The 16,598-nt window shown below is 71.0% G+C and carries 19 protein-coding genes; 1 reads left to right on the forward strand and 18 read right to left on the reverse strand.

Going from position 1 to position 16,598, the window contains the following annotated elements:
• Nucleotides 1-2: 2 nt before the first annotated feature.
• From ACAV_RS06750 to ACAV_RS06830, 18 genes are all read right to left on the reverse strand, one after another.
• Nucleotides 3-1,229 (reverse strand): beta-ketoacyl-ACP synthase, encoded by a 1,227-nt coding sequence (locus ACAV_RS06750; RefSeq protein WP_013593827.1) that lies wholly within the window; start codon nucleotides 1,227-1,229, stop codon nucleotides 3-5.
• The gene (locus ACAV_RS06755; protein WP_013593828.1) at nucleotides 1,229-1,957 is read right to left on the reverse strand and encodes a 3-ketoacyl-ACP reductase FabG2; all 729 of its coding nucleotides are present in this window, start codon (nucleotides 1,955-1,957) and stop codon (nucleotides 1,229-1,231) included. Before ACAV_RS06755 ends, ACAV_RS06750 begins: the two co-directional genes overlap by 1 nt.
• A gap of 55 nt (nucleotides 1,958-2,012) precedes the next feature.
• Nucleotides 2,013-2,489, reverse strand: a complete 477-nt coding sequence (locus ACAV_RS06760) for a hotdog family protein (protein WP_013593829.1) — start codon at nucleotides 2,487-2,489, stop codon at nucleotides 2,013-2,015.
• A gap of 7 nt (nucleotides 2,490-2,496) precedes the next feature.
• The gene (locus ACAV_RS06765; protein ID WP_013593830.1) at nucleotides 2,497-3,687 is read right to left on the reverse strand and encodes a beta-ketoacyl-[acyl-carrier-protein] synthase family protein; all 1,191 of its coding nucleotides are present in this window, start codon (nucleotides 3,685-3,687) and stop codon (nucleotides 2,497-2,499) included.
• Nucleotides 3,684-4,295 carry a DUF3261 domain-containing protein gene (locus tag ACAV_RS06770; RefSeq protein WP_013593831.1) on the reverse strand — a complete coding sequence of 204 codons (612 nt, stop codon included), beginning with the start codon at nucleotides 4,293-4,295 and terminating at the stop codon, nucleotides 3,684-3,686. The genes ACAV_RS06765 and ACAV_RS06770 overlap by 4 nt, the downstream gene beginning before the upstream one ends.
• Nucleotides 4,292-6,643: an MMPL family transporter gene (locus ACAV_RS06775; protein ID WP_013593832.1), complete on the reverse strand. Its 2,352-nt coding sequence runs from the start codon at nucleotides 6,641-6,643 to the stop codon at nucleotides 4,292-4,294. The genes ACAV_RS06770 and ACAV_RS06775 overlap by 4 nt, the downstream gene beginning before the upstream one ends.
• Nucleotides 6,640-7,275: an outer membrane lipoprotein carrier protein LolA gene (locus ACAV_RS06780; protein WP_013593833.1), complete on the reverse strand. Its 636-nt coding sequence runs from the start codon at nucleotides 7,273-7,275 to the stop codon at nucleotides 6,640-6,642. The genes ACAV_RS06775 and ACAV_RS06780 overlap by 4 nt, the downstream gene beginning before the upstream one ends.
• Nucleotides 7,263-7,688, reverse strand: a complete 426-nt coding sequence (locus ACAV_RS06785) for an acyl-CoA thioesterase (protein WP_013593834.1) — start codon at nucleotides 7,686-7,688, stop codon at nucleotides 7,263-7,265. Before ACAV_RS06785 ends, ACAV_RS06780 begins: the two co-directional genes overlap by 13 nt.
• Nucleotides 7,685-9,457, reverse strand: coding sequence for a glycosyltransferase family 2 protein (locus ACAV_RS06790; RefSeq protein ID WP_013593835.1), 1,773 nt, complete (start codon nucleotides 9,455-9,457; stop codon nucleotides 7,685-7,687). Before ACAV_RS06790 ends, ACAV_RS06785 begins: the two co-directional genes overlap by 4 nt.
• On the reverse strand, nucleotides 9,454-9,822 hold the full coding sequence (locus tag ACAV_RS24320; protein ID WP_013593836.1) for a 3-hydroxyacyl-ACP dehydratase FabZ family protein: 369 nt from the start codon (nucleotides 9,820-9,822) through the stop codon (nucleotides 9,454-9,456). The genes ACAV_RS06790 and ACAV_RS24320 overlap by 4 nt, the downstream gene beginning before the upstream one ends.
• Nucleotides 9,800-11,182 carry an AMP-binding protein gene (locus ACAV_RS06795; protein WP_013593837.1) on the reverse strand — a complete coding sequence of 461 codons (1,383 nt, stop codon included), beginning with the start codon at nucleotides 11,180-11,182 and terminating at the stop codon, nucleotides 9,800-9,802. The genes ACAV_RS24320 and ACAV_RS06795 overlap by 23 nt, the downstream gene beginning before the upstream one ends.
• Nucleotides 11,183-11,185: 3 nt before the next feature.
• Nucleotides 11,186-11,764 carry a COG4648 family protein gene (locus tag ACAV_RS06800; RefSeq protein WP_013593838.1) on the reverse strand — a complete coding sequence of 193 codons (579 nt, stop codon included), beginning with the start codon at nucleotides 11,762-11,764 and terminating at the stop codon, nucleotides 11,186-11,188.
• A 4-nt stretch (nucleotides 11,765-11,768) separates the two neighbouring features.
• On the reverse strand, nucleotides 11,769-12,035 hold the full coding sequence (locus ACAV_RS06805; RefSeq protein WP_013593839.1) for an acyl carrier protein: 267 nt from the start codon (nucleotides 12,033-12,035) through the stop codon (nucleotides 11,769-11,771).
• Between the two features lie 36 nt (nucleotides 12,036-12,071).
• On the reverse strand, nucleotides 12,072-12,338 hold the full coding sequence (locus ACAV_RS06810; RefSeq protein ID WP_013593840.1) for a phosphopantetheine-binding protein: 267 nt from the start codon (nucleotides 12,336-12,338) through the stop codon (nucleotides 12,072-12,074).
• Nucleotides 12,319-13,101 (reverse strand): lysophospholipid acyltransferase family protein, encoded by a 783-nt coding sequence (locus ACAV_RS06815; RefSeq protein WP_013593841.1) that lies wholly within the window; start codon nucleotides 13,099-13,101, stop codon nucleotides 12,319-12,321. The genes ACAV_RS06810 and ACAV_RS06815 overlap by 20 nt, the downstream gene beginning before the upstream one ends.
• Nucleotides 13,098-13,826 carry a beta-ketoacyl synthase chain length factor gene (locus tag ACAV_RS06820; protein ID WP_081463116.1) on the reverse strand — a complete coding sequence of 243 codons (729 nt, stop codon included), beginning with the start codon at nucleotides 13,824-13,826 and terminating at the stop codon, nucleotides 13,098-13,100. Before ACAV_RS06820 ends, ACAV_RS06815 begins: the two co-directional genes overlap by 4 nt.
• A gap of 12 nt (nucleotides 13,827-13,838) precedes the next feature.
• Nucleotides 13,839-14,528 (reverse strand): 4'-phosphopantetheinyl transferase family protein, encoded by a 690-nt coding sequence (locus ACAV_RS23790; protein ID WP_013593843.1) that lies wholly within the window; start codon nucleotides 14,526-14,528, stop codon nucleotides 13,839-13,841.
• Between the two features lie 115 nt (nucleotides 14,529-14,643).
• Nucleotides 14,644-15,573, reverse strand: a complete 930-nt coding sequence (locus tag ACAV_RS06830) for a LysR family transcriptional regulator (protein WP_013593844.1) — start codon at nucleotides 15,571-15,573, stop codon at nucleotides 14,644-14,646.
• 164 nt (nucleotides 15,574-15,737) lie between these two features.
• Between ACAV_RS06830 and ACAV_RS06835 the strand changes: the two genes are divergently transcribed.
• The gene (locus ACAV_RS06835; protein WP_041828617.1) at nucleotides 15,738-16,583 is read left to right on the forward strand and encodes an alpha/beta hydrolase; all 846 of its coding nucleotides are present in this window, start codon (nucleotides 15,738-15,740) and stop codon (nucleotides 16,581-16,583) included.
• Nucleotides 16,584-16,598 lie beyond the last annotated feature (15 nt).

Below are 16,598 nucleotides of genomic sequence, written 5' to 3' on the forward strand. Positions count from 1 at the left end.
GATCAGGTCGGGCGCTTCAGGACGATCGACGTGTTGATCCCCCCGAAGGCGAAGTTGTTGCTCATCACGTGCCGCGCATCGATCGCCGCACCCTCGGGTGCGATGTGCCCGAGCGCCGCGCAGGCCGGATCGGGATGCTGCAGGTTCAGGGTGGGGGCGAACCAGCCCCGGCGCATCATCTCGATGGCCCACCAGACCTCGATGGCGCCGCAGGCGCCGAGGGTGTGGCCCAGGTAGCCCTTCATCGAGCTGATCGGCACGCGCGGGCCGATCACGTCGGCCGTAGCCTGGCTTTCGGCGATGTCGCCGCGCTCGGTGGCGGTGCCGTGCGCGCTCACGTAGTCGATGTCCGATGCCGAGAGGCCGGCGTCCTGCAAGGCCTGGCGCATGGCGACGGCCATGGTTCCGGCTTCGGGCTGGGTGACGTGGATACCGTCCGAATTGCAGCCGAAGCCGATGACTTCCGCGTGGATGGCCGCGCCGCGCGCCCTGGCATGTTCGTACTCCTCCAGCACCAGGGTGGCGGCGCCTTCGCCCACCACGAGGCCGTCGCGGTCGCGGTCGAACGGCCGCGGCGTCTCGGACGGGGCGGCGTTGCGCGTGCTGGTGGCGAACAGCGTGTCGAACACCGCGATGCCCGGCGCGGAGAGTTCTTCGGCGCCACCGCAGAGCATGAGTGCCTGGCGGCCGTAGCGGATGGCCTCGTAGGCGTAGCCGATGCCCTGGCTGCCGGACGTGCAGGCGCTGGACGTGGGGATCACGCGCCCCTTGAGGCCGAAGAACAGCCCGATGTTCACCGCCGTGGTGTGCGACATCATCTGGATGTAGCTGGTCGAGGTGACGCCCAGCATCGAGCCGGTTTCCAGCATGCGCCCGAACACCCGGATCGGCTCGGTGCTGCCCGACGACGATCCGTAGGCGATGCCCATGCGGCCGTCGGTCACGGCGGGATCGGCGAGCAGGCCGGCGTCTTCCAGCGCCATCTCGCTGGCGCGCACGGCCATCTGCGATACGCGGCCCATCGAGCGCAGCAGCTTGCGCTGGTAATGGGTGGGCACCTGGAAGTGCGTAACGGGTGCGGCGAGGCGGGTGTGCAGTTCGGTGAAGGTGTCGAGCTCCGGCAGGCGGCACACGCCGCTGCGGCGGGCGCGCAGCGCCGCCTCGATGTCCGTCCAGCGCTCGCCCAGCGCGGTGATGCCGGCCATGCCGGTGACGACGACCCGCTTCACTAGACGATGCCTCCGTTGACGCCGATCACCTGGCGGGTGATGTAGCCGGCCGCGTCGGACATCAGGAAAGCGACCGCCGCCGCCACTTCCTCGGGCCGGCCGACGCGGTTCATGGGCACGACGCGCAGCGCTTCTTCGAGCGGCAGGTCGCCGGTCATGTCGGTCTCGATGAGGCCGGGGGCCACGCAGTTGACGGTGATGCGGCGGCTGGCCAGTTCCACGGCCAGGGCTTTCGTGGCGCCGATGAGGCCGGCCTTGGCGGCGCTGTAGTTCACCTGGCCGCGGTTGCCCATCAGGCCCGACACCGAGGCGATGGTGACGATGCGGCCACCCTGGCGGGTGCGCACCATCGGCATGCACAGGGGGTGCACGACGTTGAAGAAGCCGTCCAGGCTGGTGTCCAGCACGCTGTCCCAGTCGTCTTCCGACATCGCGGGAAACGCATTGTCGCGCGAGATGCCCGCATTGCAGACGATGCCGTAGTAGGCCCCGTGCGCTTGCAGATCCTGCTCCAGGGCGGCGCGGGCGGTTGCGCGGTCGCGGACGTCGAAGGCCAGCACCCGGGCCGTGCCGCCCTGCGCGGCGATCTCGTCGATGGTGCGCTGCGCCTGGTCCAGGCCGCTGCGGCAGTGCACGGTGACGGCGAAGCCATCGCGCGCGAGCTGCAGGGCGATCGCCTTGCCGATGCCGCGGCTGCCGCCGGTCACGAGGACGCGGCGCGCGCTCATGGCCGGCCTCCCGGGGCGCCGTGCTGGGTCTTCGTGGTGGGTGTCCTGTGGTGGTTCATGCGGGATTGTCCTGGACGAAGGCGTGGAAGTCCTCCGGCTCGAAGACCTTGAGCGTGGCTTCGGCCAGGAGGGTGGGGTTGCCGGGTTGGGAGATCGTGCATTCGTAGGAGCCCAGGCCCGATGGATCCCGGAACGCCATCGCCGCATGCACCGCCAGCGGCACGCCCGCGGGAAAGCACGCCACCGCGCTGCGGTAGCTGCGGGTGCCGAGCAGCACGCCGGCCTTCTGCGGCAGCCCCTGGTAGTGGTGGGTCAGCCCGACGTGCACGCCCACGGCCTGCGCCATCAGCTCCAGCCCGATCCATGCGGGCATGCAGCCCTGCGCATCCGCGTACCAGGCGCCCGCGTGGGGCGTGGCCTGCACCGTGGCGGCATCGTCGGTGAAGCCGGTCACGCGATCGAGCAGCAGCATGGTGCCGCGGTGGGGCAGCAGCTCCGCGACGTCCGGGAACGGGAGGGTGGGCGCGTTCATCGGGCGATTATCTTTCCGGGCAGAGGCCCACCAGCAGGCTCGCGTTGCTGCCGCCGAAGGCGAACGAATTGCTCATGGCGATGCGCTGCGCGCCCGGTGCGAAGCGCTCGCCGGGGCCTGCCAGGCGCAGGGGCGCGAGCTCCGGGTCCGGCTGCCCGTCCCAGACGTGGGGCGGGATCAGTCCGCGCGTGACGGCCAGCCAGCAGAAGGCCAGTTCGGTCGCGCCGGCCGCACCGAGCGTGTGGCCCGTGAGCGGCTTGGTGCCGCTGGCGCAGACGCCGTCCGCGAAGACGCGCGCCACCGCGAGGCTTTCCATCTGGTCGTTCTTGGGCGTGGCGGTGGCATGCAGGTTCAGGTAGCCGACGGCGGCGGGCGGCAGCCGTGCGTCCGCGAGCGCGGCCCGCATCGCCAGTTCGGCACCGAGGCCCTCCGGATGGGGCGCGGAGATGTGGTGGGCGTCGCTGGACTCCCCGATGCCCAGGAGTTCGACGGGGGCCGGCTCGCGGGTCATGAGGAACAGCGCGGCGCCTTCCCCGATGTTGATGCCGCGGCGGTGGCGGCTCATGGGGTTGCAGACATCGGGCGACGTGGATTCGAGCGAGGTGAAGCCGTTGACCGTCAGGCGGCAGAGCGAATCCACGCCGCCCACGAGCACCGCGTCGCACAGGCCGTGGCGCAGCAGCCGCCGCGCGCTGGCGAAGGCCTTGGCGCTCGATGTGCAGGCCGTCGAGACGGTATAAGCCGGGCCGCCGAGGCCCAGGTAGCGTGCGAGGAAGGGCCCGGGCATGCCGATTTCCTGCTGCGTATAGGCGTAGCCGCGGGGCAGGCTGGCATGGGCGCGGTGGTGGGCCAGGGCCGCCTCGCCCTCGGCCACGCCCGAGGTGCTGGTGCCCAGCACCACGCCGATGCGCGGACGGCCGTAGCGGGCCACGGCCTCGTCCACTGCCGGGGCGATCTGCGCGAGCGCCTGCAGCAGCAGCCGGTTGTTGCGGCAGTCCCAGGCCGCGAGCGCCTCCGGGATGGCGGGCAGGTCCGGGGGCCGTGCGCGGCCGATGCGGGCGGGGCGCCCGGGAATCCAGCCATCCTCCAGCACCAGGCCCGTGGTGTCGCCGCGGAACAGCCCGTCCGCCACGGCGTCCACGGAGTGCCCCAGGGCGTTGACCAGGCCCAGGGCCGGCAGGTAGATGCGGGAGGTCATGGCGAAGGCTCCGCGGCATCCGGGGCCGGCAGGGTGTCCAGGGCGAGCGCGAGGCCGGGGCCGGGCAGGTCGATGTCCGCACGGTCGTAGGGCGGGGCGTCTCCCGCGCGGCGTACCGCCACCACCGTGGCGCCATCCCTGTCCTGCACGCGGACATGATGGGAATCGGTCGCGTCCAGCGACAGGCCCGCAGACAGGCCGGCCCGCACGCTGCCTTCGGGCCATTGGGCGATCTGCACGAGCGCCAGCAGCAGCCGCGCGTCCAGGCGCCGGTCGGGCAGCACATGGGCCCGCACGGCGCGGTTGTCGTATTCCACGTCCACCACCTTGTGGCCGAAGGGCGTCAATCCGACGAAGCGGATGCCCTGTGCGTCCACTTCCATCTGCACGATCATGGTTTCGGCATGGCCGCGCAATTGCACCGTCGCCTTCTGCTGGGCGTCGAAGGGCGCCACGTCGGCCGTGGGCTGCAGGCAGTACTGCCCGCCGCCGGGCAGCGGTGCGCAGCGGCCATCGTCCGGGCCGCAGCCGGCCAGGGCCGCGGCCATGGCAGCCAGGCCCGCCAGCCGGGCTGCCTGCACGGCGATCCATGCCTTTCGCGGCGTCATCGCGGCCTCCGTGCGTCCAGGCTCAGCACCACCGGCGACAGCAGCACGGACATGCCGATGCCCACGAGCAGCGTAGCGCCGAACCCCGACAGGGCGGGCATCGAGCTGAAGGCCAGCAGGCCAAACGAGAGCAGCGTGGTGCCCGCGGACAGCAGCACGCCCGAGAGCGTCGCCGCTTCGTTCCCCCCGCCTTCCAGCAGGAAGATCGGGTAGTTGACGCCCACGCCGAGCACCAGCATCAGCCCCATGAGGTGGAACAGCGTGAGCGGCACGTGCGCGTAGCCGAAGCAGGCCAGGGCCAGCCCCATGGCGAGCACGGTCGGGGCGAGCACGCCGGTGGCCTTGCGGGCGCCGTAGCGCAGGCACAGCACGCCGTACACGAGCGCCAGGGCGCACACCAGCCACTGCACGCTGCCCAGCCGGTACTGGTGGAAGAGCGCAGAGATGCTGCCGGCCTTGTCCACGAATGCCACGCCCGGCAGCGCGTCCACCGCCCGGCGAACGTCGGCAGGCCGCTGCATCCCCTGCGGCAGCACGATGCTGGCGTAGCCGTGCGGGGTCGCACCCAGCCACAGGTGGCGGAACGGGGCGGAGATGGGGGCCTGCAGCCAGTCCTGCAGCGAGAGCGTCCGGCCCCCGGCAGCCAGGAACTGCGGCTTCTGCCGTGCGGCGACGTCGTCGCGCACACCCGCGTCGTCCAGCAGGGTGCGCAGCGCGGATTCGTCGGCATAGACGTGTTCGGCCAGCAGCGCACGGTTGTCGCTCTGGCGCTGCGCGGAGGGGACGAACGATGACAGCGCCTGCCATCCGCCCAGGGCGCCGCTGGCCACCAGTGGTGCCAGCCGCGTGGACAGCGCTTCCTCGCGGGCCAGGACCTCGTCCGGGGTCGCGCCTTCGACGAGGATGAACTGGCCGGTCTGGCCCAGGCCCGCCAGTTCCCGGAGTTGCTGCTCCTGTGCGAGCAGTGCGGCCGGTCGGTCGATGAGCAGCCGGATGTCGTCGTCGCCGCGCAATTGCCACCACCCCGGCACGGCGGCGATCAGCAGCCCGCCCATGAGCAGCAGGCAGCGCCGCAGGTCCATGTGGGCCTGCCACCAGGCCAGCAGCCGCCGGGGCAGCTGGAAGGCCGCGGCCGGGTCCCGGGTACTGGGGCGCCGCAGCAGGGCCGGCAGCAGCAGGAAGACGCTCAGCCAGGCCGCGGACAGGCCCGCGAGGGCGAACAGAGCTATCTGCGACAGCGCCGGGAACGGCGCGAACCACAGCGCGCCGTAGCCCAGCAGGCTGGTGGCGAGCGCCATGGCGAGGCCCGGCGTGATGCGGCGCAGCGCGCCAATCGGTTCCCACGCCGGACCGGCCCCGAGGTGGGCCGCGAAATACTGCACCGAGTAGTCGATCGCCTCGCCGATCAGGCTGGCGCCGAAGACCAGGGTGATGAGGTGGATCTCCCCGTACACCTGGATGGTGGCGACCAGCCCCGCGCAGATGCCGAACGCCACCGACAGCAGGCCCAGGGCCAGCGGGCGCGGCGAGCGGAAGACGAGGTAGAGCAGCACGAGCATGCCCACCAGCGATCCCGCGCCGATGAGGTGGAATTCGGTTTCGGCGCTGGAGCGCGCGGCCTGGGCATAGAAGACGGTGCCGGCGCGCAGCAGCCGCACCTCGGGGAATGCGCGGGCGAGCGCGTGTTCCGCGTCGGTGGTGGCGCGCAGCACCGGCCGCTGGATGCGGTCGTCGTAGGCCGATCCCTTCAGTTCCGCCGTCACCAGCACCCAGGCTGCGCCGTGGTCGCGCACCACCAGCAGGCCGTCGGCGGGCTGGATCCGGAGGTCGGCCAGCGGCAGCGCGGCCAGCCACGCATCGGCGAAGCCGAAAGGGTCGTCCGCCAGCGGCAGCGACAGCCCCAGGCGCAGGGGAGCGTTCAACTTGGCTTGCAGGCGTTCGGCGAGCGCCGGGTGGCCTGCGCGGAGCGCCTCGCGGTCTGCCGCGGAAAGCAGGCTGTGGCGGTGCTCCCGGTAGATGGCCGTCAGCCGCCCCAGGTCGGTGGGCGGGATGTCGGAAGTGACCTGGCGGAAGGCGCGCGCATCCTGGAGCGCCCGGGCGAATTCGCGCGCGGCGCGGGCCGCGGTCTCCAGCGGCACGCCGCCCACCAGGAACACCGCGCGGTTGCCCACGGTATCCGCCAGCCGGTTCACCGCGTCTTCCGCTACGGGATTGCGCTCGGTCGCGGGCAGCAGCGTCAGCAGGTTGGTCTGCAGGCGCGCGGAGTGCGTGAACTGGAGCACGCATGCGGCACCCAGCAGGACCGCGATGGCCAGCCAGACCCACGCGCGCAGGCGGACCGCGCTCATGGGGTGCGGGGCACGCCGTTGAAGCGCTGCAGCTCGGCGTCCGAGAGCGTGTCCGCGCCCTGCGTGCCGCGGAACCTCAGGGACGTGCTGTCGCCGCCTGCCTCGTCCATGCGCAGCGTCTGCACGAACTGGTCGCCGGTGATCTGGATGCGTTCCATGACCTGCGCCATCTGGGGCTGGCGTGGCTTCAGCTCCAGTGTCCACTGCGCGGTGGTGCCCTGCACGGCGATGTCGAAGTAGCCGGCCAGTGCCTGCGTGTCGGCGCTCAGCACCGCGCGGAAGACACGGCCGATCTCGGCCAGGCCCTGCACCTGGCGCTCGCGCCGCTGCCCGTCGGCACCGATCTCCACCACCTTGTCGTCCTGCAGCACGTAGGTCATCGCGTAGGGCTTCTCGATCTGCCACAGCACGCCGCGTTCGCGCGAATAGACGATCCTGCCGGTCGTGACCACGGGGCGCTTGAGCGCTGCCATCTGCCGGGTCTGCGTGAATTCGGCCCGGACCACCGGATGCTGCGCGACATGCTGCGCGAGGCTGGACAACGTGGCGGTGCCGGCGCTGGCCGCGTGGAGGGGCAGGGCCAGCCACAGGGCGAGCGCTGCCAGGCGCAGTGCGGCGGTCAGCGTGCGCATGCGCGCTCCAGGTTGGCGAACACGATGGGCGGCGAGACGAACTGCAGCTCCCGGGTGGCCGCATCCACGGCCAGCTGCACCGTGTGGCCCTTGGTCAGGGTCGTGCCGCTGGCTGCGTCGCGGATCTCGTAGCGGATCTTGATGCGGTTCTCGTATTCGGCCAGTGCCGCCTCGACCCGCACGCGCTGGCCGTACAGCGCGGGGCGCACGTATTTCAGGTGGCATTCGACGACGGGCCAGAGGTAGCCCGAAGCCTTCATCTGCGGGTAGTCGTAGTCGAAGCGGCGCAGCAGGGCGCAGCGGGCCAGCTCGAAATACTTGACGTAGTGGCCGTGCCAGGCGACGTCCATGGTGTCCACGTCGTGGAACGGGATCTCGACGTCGATGCTGGCGGAAAGCAAAAGCGGATTCATTCGGTGCGGGGGTGGATGGGGGCCTCGCCGGCGGGTCGCGGCGGTGTGGGGACGGGGGGCGCCGCGGTGTGCCAGAAATCGAAGAAGTTGAACCATTGCAGCGGCGCGGCCAGGCAGTAGGACTCCAGGCGGCGCGCATAGGCGCGCACGTATTCCTGCAGGCGCTGCTTGCGTTCGCGGCGTGGCAGCTCGATGCGCTCCGCGAATGGTTCGAAGTGGATGGTATAGCCGTCCGGGCCGGGCAGGCAGAAGAACAGATAGACGGGGCAGTCCAGCAGGCTCGCGAGGATGAACGGGCCCTCCGGAAAGAGGGCGGGTTCGCCGAGGAAATCGGCCGTGCAGGTGCGGGAGGCCTGCCCCGGGGCACCCGGCGGCGTGCGGTCGCCCACGATGACCAGCAGCTCGCCGCGGTCGATCTTTTCCTGCAGCAGGATGGCCGTATCGGGCCCCAGGCTGGAGACCTGCAGCAGGTTGAAATCGAAGCCGCCGTTCACGCGCGAGAGCATCCGGTGGAAGCGCTGGGCGTGGTCCGTGTACATCACGGCGTTCACCGTGACCTGCTGCCCGGCGTGGGCCATGGCACGCGCCATCTCCAGGTTGCCCAGGTGCGCGCTGACGAGCAGTGCGCCGCGCCGCGAGGCGACCAGTTCGGCGAACAGCGCCTGCTGCGGGAAATGCACGCGGGTTGCCGTGGCCTTGCCGCTCCACGCCGCCAGTTTCTCGACGCTGGAGCGCGCGAAGGCCATCATGTGCCGGAAACTGTCGCGGGCACGGGGCGGCCGGGGCAGCCCGCCGCAGGCATGGACCCGCGCGAGGTAGGCCTGCGATGCGCGGCGCGCGGGCCCGGCAGCCGCATGGAAGTACGCGATGATCGGATAGAGCATCCAGCCGACGGCGCGGGGGCCGAGCAGCCGGTAGGTGGCCGCCACGATCGAGAGGCCCAGCGCGCTGCCGCGCTCGGTGATCCGCGTCCAGTGCGGCTGTGACTGCGGTGGCTGCGCCGGGGCGGACACGGGGGCACCGCGCAGTCGGCGCGCCACGATCCATGGCAGCCTGGGGAGCATGCCCAGGCTGAGGCGGGTGTGCATCCACGAGATGCGCAGGTTGTCCCGCAGCATGTCGAAGTGCGACAGGCCGCCCTCCGGATAGGTCACCCGGGTGCGGATGTTGCGCACCGGCAGGCCGGCCCAGCAGAGGCGCACGATGATCTCGATGTCGAAAGCCATCCGCGCGGGAATGCGCTGCGCGTCGATGAGCGCGCAGGTGGGGGCCAGGGGATAGAGCCGGAAGCCGCACATCGAATCGCGGACGGCGAACGACAGGGTCTCCACCCACACCCAGAAGTGCGTCACGTAGCGGCCGTAGAGCCGCTTCTTCGGCACCGAGGCGTCGTAGATGGGCTGGCCGCACACCACGGCGTCCGGATGGCGTTCGCCGCATGCGAGGAAGCGCGGAACGTCGCCGGTGTCGTGCTGGCCGTCCGCATCGATCTGCAGCGCGTGGCTCATGCCGTCGCGCCGCGCCCGGCGCATGCCGTCCATCACGGCGGCCCCCTTGCCCTGGTTGGCGGGCAGGCGCGACAGGTGCACCTGCGGGCACGCGGCGGCGACGGCTGCCAGCGCTGCCTGCGTGGGCACGTCGCTGCCGTCGTCCACGATGTAGATGGGCAGGCCGTGCACCGCGAGCCGGGCGACCGTGGCGGCGATGGTGTCCCCGTGGTTGTAGATGGGGATGATGATGCAGGGGCGGAACGCCATGGCTTGCGTCATGGCGCGGGCTCGAAGGCGATGCGGCCCGAGGAGCACTGCCGGTCGCCGACCGCATAGGCGAATGCGAGCCGCTGGCGGTCCCGGCTCCACGACAGGTTCAGCTCCAGGTCCTTTCCCGGCAGCACGAGCGACTGGAACTTCACCTGCTCGAGCGCGCGGAATGCCCCGCGCTGCGTGAATGCGGGCAGGTGGCCTTCGGCGAAGCGCACGGCCCAGTCCAGCTGCACGATGCCGGGCAGGATCGGGAAGCCCGGGAAATGGCCGGCGAAATGCGCGATGTCGCCGGACACGTGCATCGCGATCACGGCGGTGTCTTCATCGGGGCGCCGCACGGCGCGGACTTCAGGCAGCCACTGCACGGACATCGGAATCATCCTCGGCATGGAACAGTGCGGCGACCGCCGCCGCCGGCAGCTTGCCGCGCTCGTTCACCGGAAGCTGCGGCGGGAACCGCCAGTGGCGCGGCAGAACGACCGCGTCGAAATGGCCGGACAGGTGCAGCCGCAGCGCACGGGAGAGCAGGCGGTGGCCTTCGCGCTCCAGCGCATCGCGCCCCTCGGGCGTGAGCACCGCCGCGGCGCCGATCCGCAGCCGGCCGCGCTGCAGCAGCACGGCCGCGGCCTGGGCGACCCACGGGTGGGAGGCCAGGCGCGCTTCGAGGTCCGGCAGGGATACGCGCTTTTCCTCGATCTTCACGGTGCGGTCCAGCCGTCCCAGCAGCCGGAAGCGGCCGCCGCCGGGCGAGATCGCCACCGCATCGTCCATCTCGAAGACGGCATCCGGATCGGGAAGGAACGGCGAGCGCAACTGGAGCGCGCCCTGCTCGCCGCGCGTGATGCGCATGCCGGGCATGGGCGTCCAGGCGTCGTCCTCCGCCTGCTGCCGCCAGCCGATGCCGCCGGTCTCCGTGCTGCCGAACACTTCGGTGGGCGCTTCACCGAACTGCTGCCGGAACACCAGGGCGGTGCCGGCCGGCAGGGGGCCGCCGGAAGAAAAGACGTGGCGCAGGACGGTGCGCAGCCCACCGAGCGGCAGCAGCTCGGGCAGCCGCGTGAGCTGCGCGGGGCTGCTGACCAGCACGGCGGCCGGCGCGAAGCACGCCAGCCGCTCATGCAGCAGGCTCGGCGTATCGATGGTGGCTGCGTCGAACACCCGCCCGGTGGCGAGGGGCCAGAGCACGCGGAACAGCAGTCCGTAGAAATGCGCGTGTGGCGCGGTCGCGATGAAACCCGCACCGCCGATGGCCTCGCCCCAGAGCGCTTCCAGCGTCGCCACCTCGGCCTGGAACTGCGCCAGCGTCTTGCGCACCGGCTTCGGATCGCCGGTGCTGCCGGAGGTGTAGATGTGGATCGCGGGGCGGTGGGGATCGATCGGCGCGAGGCCGGAGGCATCGCCGCTGGCGGCATCGCACGGAGCGCCGGGCACATCGGCAAGAGCGGCGTCGTAGGCACTCGCCAGACGCGCCAGGGTGCCGGGCTGGATGTTGGGCGGAATCACGGCCTGCCGGCCCGCGTGCAGGATGGCCAGCAGGCCGGTGGCGAAACCGCAGGCGTCGTCCGCGGCCAGCAGCCAGCGTTCGGCCCCGTGCCGGCGGATGCCTTCGCTGCGCCGGGCGACGCCTTCCAGAAAGGCGCGCCAGGTGACGGTGAGCGCGCCGCGGCGGCACACGGGGGCATCGCCTGCGCGCGGCACCGAAGGCAGCGCATGGAGTGGCAGCACCGGCATGGGTCAGGGCCCCGTGCGGCGCGCGGTGCGTGCCTGCATGCGCTGGCGCACCAGCCACTCGCCTGCGAACAGTGCGCCCATCAGCACGTAGGCGACCAGGCCGTTGTAGAGCGACCAGACCTCGCGCGAGGTGTAGAGCGCCGTGTAGCAGGCCGCGGCGCTGTTGAGGATGAAGAACCCGCACCAGACCTGGGTGACATGCCGGGTGTAGCGCACGCCCGCGGGCGGCAGGTCGGGCTCGCGCAGGCGCGCGAAGCGCTCCACCATGGAGGGCGGCTTCACCAGCGACGCCCCGAAAAGACAGAGCATGCCCAGCCCCGCCACGCAGGGGTAGAGCCGCACCATGGTCTCGTTGTTGGCGACGCCCGTGGCGATGGACCATGCCAGCAGGCCCGCGGGGACCAGCAGCTCCACGCGGGACAGCCCCGAGAGGAAGCGCGTCGCCGCCTCGCGCTGGCGCAGCAGCAGCGTCGCCGCCAGCAGCAGGGCGACGTACCGCGGCTCCAGGTACTGCAGGCCGAAGTAGATCAGGCCCGGATAGGCGATCCACGGCAGGGCCTGCCACAGGGGGGCGAGGACCATGGTGTCAGGCGGTGGCGGGCGTTTCCGCCGTCGCCAGCAGGTGCTGCACGGTGGTGACGAGGTCGCTCACGGTACGCACGCTCTTGAAGCGGTCCACCTGGATGCGCCGGCCGGTCATTTCCTGCAGCTTGATCGCGAGATCCACGGCATCGATGCTGTCGAGATCGAGGTCTTCGAAAAGGTTCGCGTCCGCCGTGACGCGGTTGGCATCGATTTCGAAGGTCTCCACGAGGATGTCGCGGACTTTGTCCAGGATGTGCTGGGTATTCATGGGGCGTGGTCGGAAAAAGGCGATGAGGGAAACGGGTCAGGCGAACTGCCGCCGGGATTCGATCAGCTCCGCCAGGCTGCTGACCGAACTGAAGTGCCGGCGGTTCTCGGCATCGCCGGCCTCCAGCTGGATCTGGTAGCGCTTGCGCAGCGCGACGCCGATCTCCAGGGCATCGATGGAATCCAGCCCCACGCCGTCGGCGGCGAAAAGCAGGGCGTCGTCCGCGATGTCGTCCGGGGTGGTGCCTTCCAGGTCGAGCGTCTCGATGATGAGGCGCTTGATTTCAAGCTTCAGTGAATTCATGGCGCTGTATTTCTCGGGTGAAATGGGTTTCCAGGGATTGGGTCAGGTGCCGGGCGGCGAGGGCCGACGGTGCGTCACCGGCATCGGCATGCCACCGGGCCAGCGGCTCGAGCACCTCCACCCGCAGGTCGAACCGCCGCGGGGGGATGCGGTACCACTTGTCCTGCTTGGTGAGCGTCGATGGCCGGCAGCCGATCAGCACCGGAACGACGGGAGCCCCGCTCGCGATGGCGATGTAAGAGGCGCCGCGCAGGAAGCGCAGCGGCTGGCCGGGCTGGCTGCGCGTGCCCTCCGGGAAGATGATGAGCGGCCGGCCCTCCGCCAGGGCCCGCGTGCAGTCGCCCACCAGCGTTTCGGGCTCCGAATTGCTGATGTAGCCGGCCGCCCGCACGGCGGCGCCGAGCACGGGGTTCTTCCAGAGGGCCCGCTTCACCACGCAGCCCGCCGTGGGCATGAGCGAGAGCAGCACCACCACGTCGATCAGCGTGGGGTGGTTGGCGAGCACCAGTGCGCCGCCGCAGTCGCGCAGCCGGTGCGCGCCGGAGACATGCAGGCGCATCACGCCCAGGGTTTCGGCGAGCCGCAGGAAACCTGCGAACACGCGCTGGATGAGCCGGCGGGCATGCCGGATGCGGTCGGCCTTCCTGAAGAGCAGCAGGGCGGGGAACACCGCCACCGTCAGCAGCAGGCCGCCCAGGCCGAACGCCGTGAAGCACAGGGCCGTGGCGAACAGGCGCCAGCCGTAGTCCCAGCTCAGCGTCATGCCGCGGGTCCCCTGCGCCATGTCCACTGTTGGCGGCCGTCCGTCCAGCACGCCTCGTCCGGGCCGAGCAGGCATGACAGGAAGGCTTCGGGCTGTGCGGTGGCGGTCGCAGCGCCGGAGGCCTCCGCCATTTCCATGCACAGGCTTTGCGCCGCGTGCGAATCCAGCAGCAGCGCCAGCACCAGGGGGCGGGACAGGTCCCCGGCCACGGGCCCGTAGACGGGCGATGCCGGTTCGTCCGCATACAGCAGCAGCACGGGATACGCGGGGTCGTCGGCCCACTGCAGGCCGGCTTCCAGCAGCGCCATGCCGAACGTGCCTTCCGCGGCGGACACCGCGGTGGCGGGGGCGCGGTCCTGCGTGGCGATCGAATAGACGCCGGCGATGGCATTGAGCACCGACATGCTGAACGCCATGGGCGACAGCTCCTGCCCTTCGGCGAGTTCCTGCAGCATCTGGGTCGTGCGGCCCAGCTCGCCATGGCGGGATGCGAAGACGATGCGCACGCTGGGCAGGTGCCCCGCGCAGTCGTGCGCCACCTGCAGCGCCGCGCGGGCCAGGGCGCCGACCCGACGCCGCATGGCGGGCTCGAGGAAATCGGCGCGGGGAGCGGCCTGCGCCGCTGCCTCACCCGGCGCGGGCCAGCAGGCCCAGCGCGCCAGGGGAATGTGCATCCTGAGAGCACCGGCGGCCGGCGCCGCATGGGAAAAGGCAGACATCGACATGCGGTGGCCGACTCAGCGCCATGCAGCCGCCATCACCGCACCCGAGCGCAGGACCCGGGTATGGAAATTCCACGCGCCCACGTCTCCGCACCGGTCGGGCGCCTCGATCAGCAGGCCTTGCGGGGAGAACCGGATTTCCGGGAACGGCACGCTGTCGTGCATTCCCAGGCCGAGCGCCTTGACCAGGGCTTCCTTGCGGCACCAGTGCAACAACCCCTGCAGGGATTGCTGCTGCGGGTTCTCCCGCATCCAGGCGATCTCGGCGGGGTGCAGTGCCCAGGGCGCGCCGGCCAGCCAGTCGCGCTGCCGGGGCTGCTCGATGTCGATCCCCACGCAGGCGGACGGGGCGGTGGCGCAGGCGATCCAGCCGCCGCTGTGCGCGATGCTGATGCGCAGGTCCGGCCCGCCCTCCAGGTAGGGCGCACCCAGGGCCGTCTTGCAGATGCGTGGTGCGCGGCGGCCAGGGCAGGCGGGCAGCATGGCCCGGAGCACCCTGCGTGCGGCGCGGGACTGGGCGTTGCGCTGGGCCGCGCGCGTGCGGAGGGTGGAGGCGCCCAGGTGCACTACCGCGATGTCGATGGCGGGTGCGGCCTGCGTTGCCAGGGACGCCTGCGCGGCAGGATGCGGCAGGACGGATCCGAAAAGCTCGAATCGAACGCGGTCGGACGACGGTGTGACGAATGTTGTTGTCGAATGGATCACAGCTTCGCCCCTCCCCTGTTGTGCGCGCGAAGCCCCCGATTATCTTTTCAAATAGGTAATTTATTACAAAAAGTTAACAATATGGCTGAAATGCAACATTTGCCCCGGTTATCCCTTACTGCCGGCCGGCCGTTGAAACTACCCCTTGCGGCATCCTGGAGAAGATCTCCGCCGCCCAGTCCACGAACGCGCGCACCTTCGCGCTCAGGTGCCGGTTGGGCGGGTACACCACATAGACCGGCAGCAGCGGATGGCTCCACTCGGGCAGCACGCGCACCAGGTCGCCGCGGTCCACGTAGCGCTGGGCCTGCATGGTGGTGATCTGGCCCACGCCGCGGCCGGCGAGCAGCGCGGCCAGGTAGGCATTGCTCTCGTTCACCGCAAGGCGCGAGGGCCCGCCGATTTCCAGCGATTCACCGTCCCGGTGGAATTCCAGCGGGTAGCGCCGCGACGTGCGCGGCGAGAAATAGATCACGCTCTGGTGGCCGCGTTCGAGGTCCAGCGGTTCGCGCGGCGTGCCGTGGCGTTCCAGGTAGGCGGGCGAGGCGACGGTGATGAACTCCAGCAGGCCGATGCGGCGCGCCACGAGCGACTGGTCGGTGAGTTCGCCGCCGCGTATCACGCAGTCCACGTTGTCGCTGAGCAGGTCCACGATGCGGTCGCTCACGCCCAGCTCGAGCTGGATGTCGGGGTAGCGCGACTGGAACTCCTCCAGGTGCGGGATGATGAGCAGCCGTGCCATCGAGGTGCCCACGTCCACGCGCAGGCGGCCGCTGGGCGTGGCGCGCGCATGGGTCATGCTGGCCTCGATGTCGTCGAAATCGGCCAGCAGGCGCACGGCGCGGTCGTAGTAGGCCGCGCCGTCGGGCGTGACGGTCACGCGCCGCGTGGTACGGTTGAGCAGGCGCACGCGCAGGCGCGCTTCCAGCGCCTGGACGTGCTTGGTGACGGTGGCTTTGGGCAGTTGCAGGGAGTCTGCGGCGCGCGTGAACGTGCCGGCTTCCACCACCCGCGCGTAAATGCGCATGGCCTGGATCTGGTCCATGGCGTTCCTTCCTCGGTGCCTCTTGGCGGGCTTGCAAATTCTCACATGCAGCCAGGGGCCCGATTGTTCGGACTTTGGAAACAGTGAGGCCCGCATCGGCTGGTTTATCGTCGCTGTCCGCACGCCTACATTTGCAGCACCGGAATGTTTCCGGCCACACCGCCATGCCCACCACCACATCGTCCCGTTCCATGCCCGATGGCGCCCGCTCCGAATCCACCATTGCGGTGGCGCCGGGGCAGGACGTCGCCGTGCGCATGTACGGCCGCAGGAAAACCGGCGAGACGTCGCCGCTGGTCGTGCATTTCCATGGCGGGGCCTTCGTGTCGGGCGACCTGGACAGCGGCTGCACGATCGCCGGCCTGCTGCAGGAAGCCGGGGCGCTGGTGGTGTCGGTGGCCTATCCGCTGGCGCCCGAGCATCCGTTCCCGCAGCCGCTGGAGACGGGCTATGCCGTGCTGCAGTGGGCCTACCGCTACCGCACGCGGCTGGCCGGCACGGGGGCCCCGGTCTATGTGGCCGGGGAAGAGGCCGGCGGCAACCTGGCGGCGGGCGTGTGCCTGATGGCGCGCGACCAGTCCCACCCGCCGCTGGCGGGGCAGATCCTGGTGTCGCCGATGCTCGACCCCTGCGCCGGCACGCCGTCGCTGCGGGCCGCCACGGAAGGCAGTGACGCGTGCCGCTGGGCCCAGGGCTGGGAGAAGTTCCTGCGCTGCGCGCGCGACGCGGAACACCCGTATGCCGTGCCCGGCACCGCGCAGCGCCTGGCGGGCCTGCCTCCCACGCTGCTGCTGGTCGGCGACACCGATCCGATGCACGACGAAACGCTGGCCTATGCGGCACGGCTGGAGGCCGCCGGCCTGCCGGTGGAGCTGCACGTGCTGCGCAAGGCCGAGCGCTGGCCCGATGCGCTGCTGGAGCCCGGCACCCAGGCCTGTCCGTGCGCGGACGAGGCGCGCGAGCGGTTCCGCCGCTTCATGGAGGCCGGCCGATGTCCGGCTCCGCGCTGAACCCCCTGCTGGACG

Origin of the sequence: Paracidovorax avenae ATCC 19860, from assembly GCF_000176855.2 — a bacterium.
GTDB lineage: Bacteria > Pseudomonadota > Gammaproteobacteria > Burkholderiales > Burkholderiaceae_C > Paracidovorax > Paracidovorax avenae.